The sequence below is a fragment of the Amycolatopsis sp. lyj-23 genome (assembly GCF_046549135.1).
GTDB lineage: Bacteria > Actinomycetota > Actinomycetes > Mycobacteriales > Pseudonocardiaceae > Amycolatopsis.
In genome coordinates this window covers 236356-243396 of record NZ_JAJPWN010000022.1, presented here as the reverse complement: position 1 = coordinate 243396, position 7041 = coordinate 236356, and the positions used below count along the sequence as shown (strand labels likewise).

Here is a 7041-nt window from a genome sequence, read left to right as displayed (position 1 = left end):
TTGACCAGCTCGATCGCATCGTGCCGGAACTGCTCCGGATACTTCGACCTGCGAGACACCAGGACATCCTCCCTCCAGACCACCGTCTGGAATCAAGGTGTCCGGCCCCAGGGGGCAACTCCACGTGTCTGGGGAGGCATCACGTGTGTCTGGAGGGGCATCACTCGTGGTTGGGCGGTTGATGCGGGGGCGGAGGGCGGTCAGAAGCACCGTTAGCCAGACTGCGGCCAGGGTGAGGGCGAGGCCGAGGGTTGGGTTGGTGTCGTGGAGGCCCGGCATGGGCGGGGTGCCGTACGGGCGCCAGAGCAGCGGGAAGGCCAGGATCGCCAGCACGCCGGTGATGACCGTGCCCGTGATGACCGGAGTCTTCCAGCGGGGCGGGAGCAGGCGCGCCAAGGCGAAGCCGAGGAGCGCCGTCAGTGGCGCGATGACCGCGTCGTTGACGAGCGGGGCGCCGACGAGCCAGCCGACCGTCCCGAAGACGTCCGGACGCAGCGGCAGCGCGTACTCGGCGAACAGCACCGCACCCCAGGCCAGCGCGGCGAGGCCGGGCAGCGCGAGGAGCGCACGGGCGGTTTTCACAGCACCTCCAGCTTCGTGACCCACTTCGTCTGCAGCACGCCGGGCCGGTTCGGGGCGATGATCCGGCAGGGGAAGCCGTGGTCGGGGGCGAGGACCTCGCCGTTCAGCTCCAGCGCCAGCAGCGTCAGGCTGTCGGCCGTGTGCTCGCCGGGAAGCACGCTGACGCCGTACAGGCCGCCACGCTCCGAGGAGGACACCCGGACCGCCGTGCCCGGCGGCGTGCCGACGGCTTTCAGCAGCGTGGGCAGGGAGATCCCGCGCCAGGTCGCCGACTGGCTCCAGCCCTCCACGCACGCGATCGGCAGTTCCGCCGTCGTCTGCGGCAGGGCGCGCAGCTCGTCGAGCGAGAACTTCGTCGTGCCGCGCGGGGTCACCACCGACAGGCGCCAGGACGGGGACCACGTGACACCCGCGGCCGCCGCCGTGCGGTTCACCGGCAGGTCCTGCGTGCCCTTGCCCGTCTTCCAGGAGAGGGCGGAGACGCCGCGCAGGAACGGGACCGTCGCGCCCGCCGTGGCCGCGACCGCGACCCCGGCCGCCAGCCCGGTGGTCACCAGGAAGCCGCGCCGGGACAGCCCTTCGGCCGGCGGTTCCTCGGCAGTGGCCCGGCTCAGGGCCCGGCGGATGATCGGCAGCTTCACCGCGACGTGCACCAGGATCGAGCCGATGGCCAGCCACGCGACCGCGTAGTGCACCTGCGGGAAGTAGAAGCCCCACGGGTAGTTCTGCGCGACGTTCAGCAGCCCGGTCGTCAGTTCGAAGAAGGCCGCACCGGAGAGCACCAGGATCGACAGCCGCTCCACGGCGTGCGGCAGCGAGCGCACGAGCGGCCGGCCGAACAGTTTCGGGTAGACGCTCCACAGCTTCGCCAGCAGCAACGGGATCGACGCCACGCCCGAGACCACGTGCAGCCCCTGCGTGACGCGGTAGAGCCCGACCGGACGGCTCGGCCACCAGAACCACCCGGGCGGGTGCTGGATCAGGTGGCTGATCAACCCCGTCACGAAGCACGCCGTGAACGTGACCGCGAGCGCCAAGCCGATCTTCGACGTCACCCGTTCGGTGTGCGCCGGGGCCCGGAACTGTTCTTCCGCGGGAATCGTGAGTTTCACGGCCGCTCCAATCGTGCGAACCAGCGGTGCCCGCGCCGGCTGGTCCAGTCGACGCGCAGCCCGGCGCGCGCGGCGACTTCGGCGATCGCGTCCACCCCGACCCAGGCCCAGGTGAACCAGGCGACGTCGGCGTGGCCGGGCCGGAGCCGGACGCGCTCGTGCCGCAGGCCCTGCCCGGGTGGTTCCACCTCGACGAGGATGTCGCCGTCGGGAGCGATCAGCCGTGCCGTGCGCCGCAGCAGCGCGGCCGGGTCGCCGCCGATGCCGATGTTGCCGTCCGCGAGCAGGGCGTGCCGCCACCGCCCTTCGCCAGGCAGGCGGTCGAAGAGGTTGCGCTGCAACGCACTCCCGCCGCGCCGCCGGGTCAGTCCGACGGCCGTGCGTGAGCTGTCCACGCCGAGCGCGACGACCCCGCGCCCGGCCAGCGCCGCGGTGAGCCGCCCTGGCCCGCACCCCAGGTCGATGGTCGGGCCGGAACAGGCGTCGAGCAGGACGTCGTCGCCCTCCGACGGCCCGGCCCAGCGTTCCACCGGCAGCTCGATCTGCTCGCCGTTCGCCAGCTCGAGCCAGCAGCGGTGGCCGAGCAGCCCGCGGTCGAACTCGTGCCCGGTGCTGACCGGTGCCGTCATCACGCCACCACCTGTCCGCCGACGGCCGCGACGGCCCGGGCGAACCGGCCCAGCGGGCACGCCGCCGCCACCGAGCGGGCGTCCGCCATGGTGTCCACATCGGACACAAGCGCGGCCTGCCGTGGCCGCAGGCCGCTCGCAGTGAGGGCGCGCAGCGTGCGCTCGCCGGTGTCGTCGCGGGACATCGGCACACCCGCGAGGACCTGCGCTCGCCGCGGCTCGGCGAGGCCCAGCGCCCACCAGCCGCCGTCCGCGGCCGGCCCGAGCACGCAGTCGTCGTCGCCGTGCACGATCGGGGCGACCGTCGCGGCGAGGAGCTCCGGGGTGACCTGCGGGGTGTCCATGCCGATCTGCAGGACCGGCAGCCTGGTGTGCACCGCGGCGGCGTCCGCGTGGGCGTTCGCCAGCCGCGCGCCGAAGTCCCAGCCGCGCTGCGGGATGACGGTGCAGCGCCGCAGCGCCGTGCCGATCTCGGCGCTCCGGGCGGCCGAGCCGAGGTCACCGGTCAGCGCGACGACGGGCAAGGCGCCGGGCACCGCGCAGACGGCGTCGAGGGTGTCCAGCAGTGCGGCCGCCGCGATGTCCGCCGCCTGAGCCGGGGTCGCGGGCGGGCAGAGCCGGGTCTTGGCGAGGCCCGCGACCGGTGCCTTGGCCACGACCAAAAGGACGAACGGGGACGTCATCGGGCCAGCACCCGCCCGAAGTCCCGGACCGCCCGCAGCGTCCCCCGCACCGACCCGGACACCTTCGACTTCGTGCCCTTGGCCCGCTCGCCGTAGCGGACGTCGAACTCGTGGACCCGCCACCCGGCGCGCTGAGCCCGGATCAGCAGCTCCAAGGGGTAGCCGAACGCCCGGTCGGCGACACCGAGGCCGAGCAGCGCCCGCCGGTCCGCGGCGCGCAGCGGCGCTATGTCCCGGACCGCCAGGCCGCGGCTGCGCAACAGCAGCGCCAGCACGGCGTTGCCCGCTCTCGCGTGCCAGGGCCACACGCCGGGACCGGACGGCACCCGGCGTCCGACGGCCAGGTCTGCGCCGCGCTCGACCGCGGTCACCAGCTGCGGCAGGTCGGCGAGGTCGAGTGACCCGTCGGCGTCGGCGAAGCACACGATGTCCGCGGTGGCGGCCTCCAACCCCGCGTGCACGGCCGCGCCGTAGCCGCGGCGCGGTTCGTGGACGACCTTCGCGCCGAGCGCGGCCGCCACATCGGGCGAGCCGTCCGACGATCCGTTGTCGACCACGATCGCGCGGTAGCCCGGTGGCAGCCCGGCCAGCACACCGGGGAGGGCACCCGCTTCGTCGAGGCAGGGGAGGACGACGTCCACTTCCAAGTCAGTCACGGCGCCGACCGTAAGGCCGCGCCGGAGGCCGCAGAACCCTTGCGGCGCTTACCGAATCATGACGTCCGGGGAGTTCTTACCGCGTCGTTACGGCTCCCGTTCCGAGGGCGCGCGCCGCCCGGCGCGACCCTAGGGTGGACGCGATGAGCGAGCCGAAATCGGCAGCCCGGCTCGCCGAGCCGCCTGCCCGCGAACCCGAACCCGCGGTCTCCGGCCGCCGCGCCGACCTCCTCGCCGTGGCGGCCGCCGCGGTGCTCGTGGCCGCCGCCACCGCGGTCGGCCTGTACTACAACCGGCCGAACTCCGGCGTGATCATCTTCGTGTCCGCCCCGCCGTTGTTCGCCGACTGGCTGCCGCACGTGGGCCCGGGCTCGGTGTTCGCGCTGCTCGTCGCGATCGCGGTCGTGCTCCACGGCCCGGCGCTGGCCGCCCGGCTGCCGTGGCGCCGGGCGCTCGCCGCCGGCTACTTCGCCTCGCTCGCCTGGATCTTCTCGCTGGCCATGGTCGACGGCTGGGCCCGCGGGTTCGCCGGACGGCTCACCATCCCGCAGGAGTACCTCCACGAGGTGCCTGGCATCACCGACATCCCGCGGATGCTGCGCGAGTTTTCCGCCCGCATCCTCGACTTCCAGCCCCACTCGTGGACGACGCACGTGTCCGGGCACCCGCCGGGCGCCACGCTCGTGTTCGTCTGGCTGGACCGGCTCGGCCTGCACGGCGGCGCCTGGGCGGCCACGGCCGTCGTACTGGCCGGCAGCCTGGTCGCGGTGGCCGTGCCCGCCACGGTCGCCCTGCTCGGCCGCCCCGACGCGGCCCGCGCGGTGCTGCCGTTCGCCGTCCTCACGCCCGGTGCGGTGTGGATCGGCGTGTCGGCGGACGGCCTGTTCGCCGGAGTCACCGCCACCGGGCTGGCGCTGCTCGCGCTGTCCGCGACGGGCTTCGCCCACGGCCGCCGGTACGCCGTGCCTTCCGGGCTCGCCGCCGGTGTCCTCCTCGGCTTCGGGATCTTCCTGTCCTACGGCCTGGTGCTGCTCGGCGTGCTCGCGGTGGCGGTCGCGGTTCTGGGCCGGCAGTGGCGGGCGGCGGCACTGGCGATCGCCGCCGCCCTCGCCGTGGCCGGCGTCTTCGCCTGGGCGGGTTTCTGGTGGCTCGACGGCTACCACCTCGTCGTCGAGCGCTACTACCAGGGCGTGGCGCTGGTCCGGCCCTACTCGTACTGGGTGTGGGCCGACCTCGCGGCGGTGTCGGTCGCCCTCGGCCCCGCGGTCGTGGCCGCCGTCCGGCGGGGTCTCGGATCGCCGCGCCGCGCGCTGCTGACCGATCCGGTGCTCCTGCTCGGCCTCGCCGCGCTGGCCGCGATCCTGTTCGCGGACGTCTCGGGCCTGTCGAAGGCCGAGACCGAACGGATCTGGCTACCGTTCGGGGTGTGGTTGCTGCCGATGACGGCGTTGCTGCCGCGGCCCGGGCGCCGGTGGTGGCTGGCCGCGCAGGCGGCGACGGCCCTGGCCGTCAACCACCTGCTGCTGACGGGCTGGTGAAGGAGACGTGATGGACGATCAGGCGGCCCGGGTGCTCGTGGTCGACGACGACGAAACGGTCCGCGACGTCGTCCGGCGCTACCTCGAGGTGGCCGGGTTCACCGTCGACATGGCCGGCGACGGTGCCGAGGGCCTGGCGAAGTTCGCCGCGCACGAGCCCGACCTGGTCGTGCTCGACGTCATGATGCCGGGGATCAACGGCCTCGAGGTGTGCCGGCGGCTGCGCCAGGTCAGCCAGGTGCCGATCGTCATGCTGACCGCGCTCGGCGAGGAGGAGAACCGCATCGCCGGGCTCCAGCTCGGCGCCGACGACTACGTGACGAAACCGTTCAGCCCCAAGGAACTGGCCCTCCGCGTGGCCTCGGTGCTCCGCCGCGCCCGGATGCCGCGCCCGGAGCCGGCCGCCGCCGAGCTCGTGGACGGCAACCTGCGCCTGCAGATGAAGGCTCGCACCGCGACCCTCGGCGGCCGCGAACTGCCGCTCACCAGCCGGGAGTTCGACCTGCTGGCGTTCTTCCTCGCCCACCCCGGGGTCGCCTACTCGCGCGCGGACCTGCTCGAGAAGGTGTGGGGCTGGGACTTCGGCGATCAGTCCACAGTGACCGTCCACGTGCGACGGTTGCGCGAGAAGATCGAGCGCGACCCGGCCAAGCCGACCCGGGTGGCGACCGTGTGGGGCGTCGGCTACCGCTACGACCGGGAGCAGCCGTGATCGGCTCGGGCGAGTCCTTCGAGGAGATGTTGACGCACCTCTGGCACATCCTGCCGTTCGCGCTGCTCTTCTCGCTGCCGGTCGTGGCGCTGGGCGGGGTGGCGCTGTACGTGCTGCGCCGCGGTTCGCTGGCCACCACGCTCACGGTGCTGGTGCTGATCCCGGTGCTCGCCACGCTGATCGGCGTCCTGGGTGTCAGCGGGTTCATGTTCACCCCGGCCTTGACCACGATGCTGCTGGTCTGCCTGCTCGTCGCCCTGGTCACCGTGCCCGCGGCGATCATCCTCGGCCGGGCCATCGCGCGCCGCAGCGTGTGGGAACGGGAGGCACGCGAGCGGGAACGCGCCGCCGAGGCGTCCCGGCGCGAACTGGTCGCCTGGATCAGCCACGACCTGCGCAGCCCGTTGGCCGGCATCCAGGCGATGGCCGAAGCGCTGGCCGACGGCGTGGTGTCCGAACGCGACGAAGTGGCCGACTACGCCCAGCGGATCAGCGGCGAGACCAAGCGCCTGTCCGCGATGGTCGGCGACCTCTTCGAGCTGTCGCGGATCACCGCGGGTGCTCTCGAGCTCACGATGTCCGCGGTGCCGCTGCGGGACGTCGTGAGCGACGCTGTCGCCGCTCAGGCCCCGGTGGCCCAGCGGAAGCGGGTGCGCGTGCTCGCCAACGCGTCGACCTGGCCGGTGGTGACCGGCAGCGACCCGGAACTGGCCCGGATCGTGCGGAACCTGGTGTCCAACGCGATCCGCCACACCCCGCCCGACGGCACGGTCGCGGTCCAGATCGGCGTCGACGGCGACGAGGCCCTGCTCGCGGTCGACGATTCCTGCGGCGGCATCCCGGACGACGAGATCACCCGGGTGTTCGACGTGGCCTTCCGCGGAACGCAAGCTCGGACGCCTGAGCGTGGCGGGACGACCAGCGGTGGTGGGTTGGGGCTGGCTATCGCCAAGGGGTTGGTCGAGGCGCATCGGGGGCGGATCGGGGTGCAGAACCATGGGCCGGGGTGCCGGTTCGAGGTTCGGCTGCCGCTCGCGATGCCGTAGGTGGTGACTGGCGGCCGGTGCTGGGTGGGCCGTGCTGCAGCGCGCCGGGGGTTTGCGGGGCGCGGGCTCGAGCGCCTGAGCGT

At 73.6% G+C, this 7041-nt stretch carries 8 protein-coding genes; 3 read left to right on the top strand and 5 right to left on the bottom strand.

Translation table 11 applies throughout. The annotated features are described in order from the left end of the window. From ACLJPY_RS42975 to ACLJPY_RS42955, 5 genes are all read right to left on the bottom strand, one after another. The coding region (locus ACLJPY_RS42975; protein WP_410596731.1) for a hypothetical protein at positions 1-582 on the bottom strand (582 nt) is incomplete at its 3' end. Further along, positions 579-1694: a molybdopterin-dependent oxidoreductase gene (locus tag ACLJPY_RS42970; protein WP_410596730.1), complete on the bottom strand. Its 1116-nt coding sequence runs from the start codon at positions 1692-1694 to the stop codon at positions 579-581. The genes ACLJPY_RS42975 and ACLJPY_RS42970, both read right to left, overlap by 4 nt. Beyond that, positions 1691-2323 (bottom strand): methyltransferase domain-containing protein, encoded by a 633-nt coding sequence (locus ACLJPY_RS42965; protein WP_410596729.1) that lies wholly within the window; start codon positions 2321-2323, stop codon positions 1691-1693. Before ACLJPY_RS42965 ends, ACLJPY_RS42970 begins: the two co-directional genes overlap by 4 nt. Further along, on the bottom strand, positions 2323-3006 hold the full coding sequence (locus ACLJPY_RS42960; RefSeq protein WP_410596728.1) for a DUF2064 domain-containing protein: 684 nt from the start codon (positions 3004-3006) through the stop codon (positions 2323-2325). Before ACLJPY_RS42960 ends, ACLJPY_RS42965 begins: the two co-directional genes overlap by 1 nt. Then, entirely contained in the window at positions 3003-3647 is a 645-nt protein-coding gene (locus ACLJPY_RS42955) for a glycosyltransferase family 2 protein (protein WP_410596743.1), read from the bottom strand. The genes ACLJPY_RS42960 and ACLJPY_RS42955 overlap by 4 nt, the downstream gene beginning before the upstream one ends. A gap of 158 nt (positions 3648-3805) precedes the next feature. Here ACLJPY_RS42955 and ACLJPY_RS42950 point away from each other — a divergent pair, with 158 nt between their 5' ends. From ACLJPY_RS42950 to ACLJPY_RS42940, 3 genes are read left to right on the top strand one after another with little or no spacing between them, the layout of a single operon-like run. Next, a complete protein-coding gene (locus ACLJPY_RS42950) occupies positions 3806-5200 on the top strand; it encodes a hypothetical protein (protein WP_410596727.1) in 1395 nt (464 codons plus the stop codon). A gap of 10 nt (positions 5201-5210) precedes the next feature. After that, positions 5211-5912 carry a response regulator transcription factor gene (locus ACLJPY_RS42945; protein WP_410596726.1) on the top strand — a complete coding sequence of 234 codons (702 nt, stop codon included), beginning with the start codon at positions 5211-5213 and terminating at the stop codon, positions 5910-5912. Further along, on the top strand, positions 5909-6958 hold the full coding sequence (locus tag ACLJPY_RS42940) for a sensor histidine kinase (protein WP_410596725.1): 1050 nt from the start codon (positions 5909-5911) through the stop codon (positions 6956-6958). Before ACLJPY_RS42945 ends, ACLJPY_RS42940 begins: the two co-directional genes overlap by 4 nt. The last annotated feature ends 83 nt before the right edge of the window (positions 6959-7041 follow it).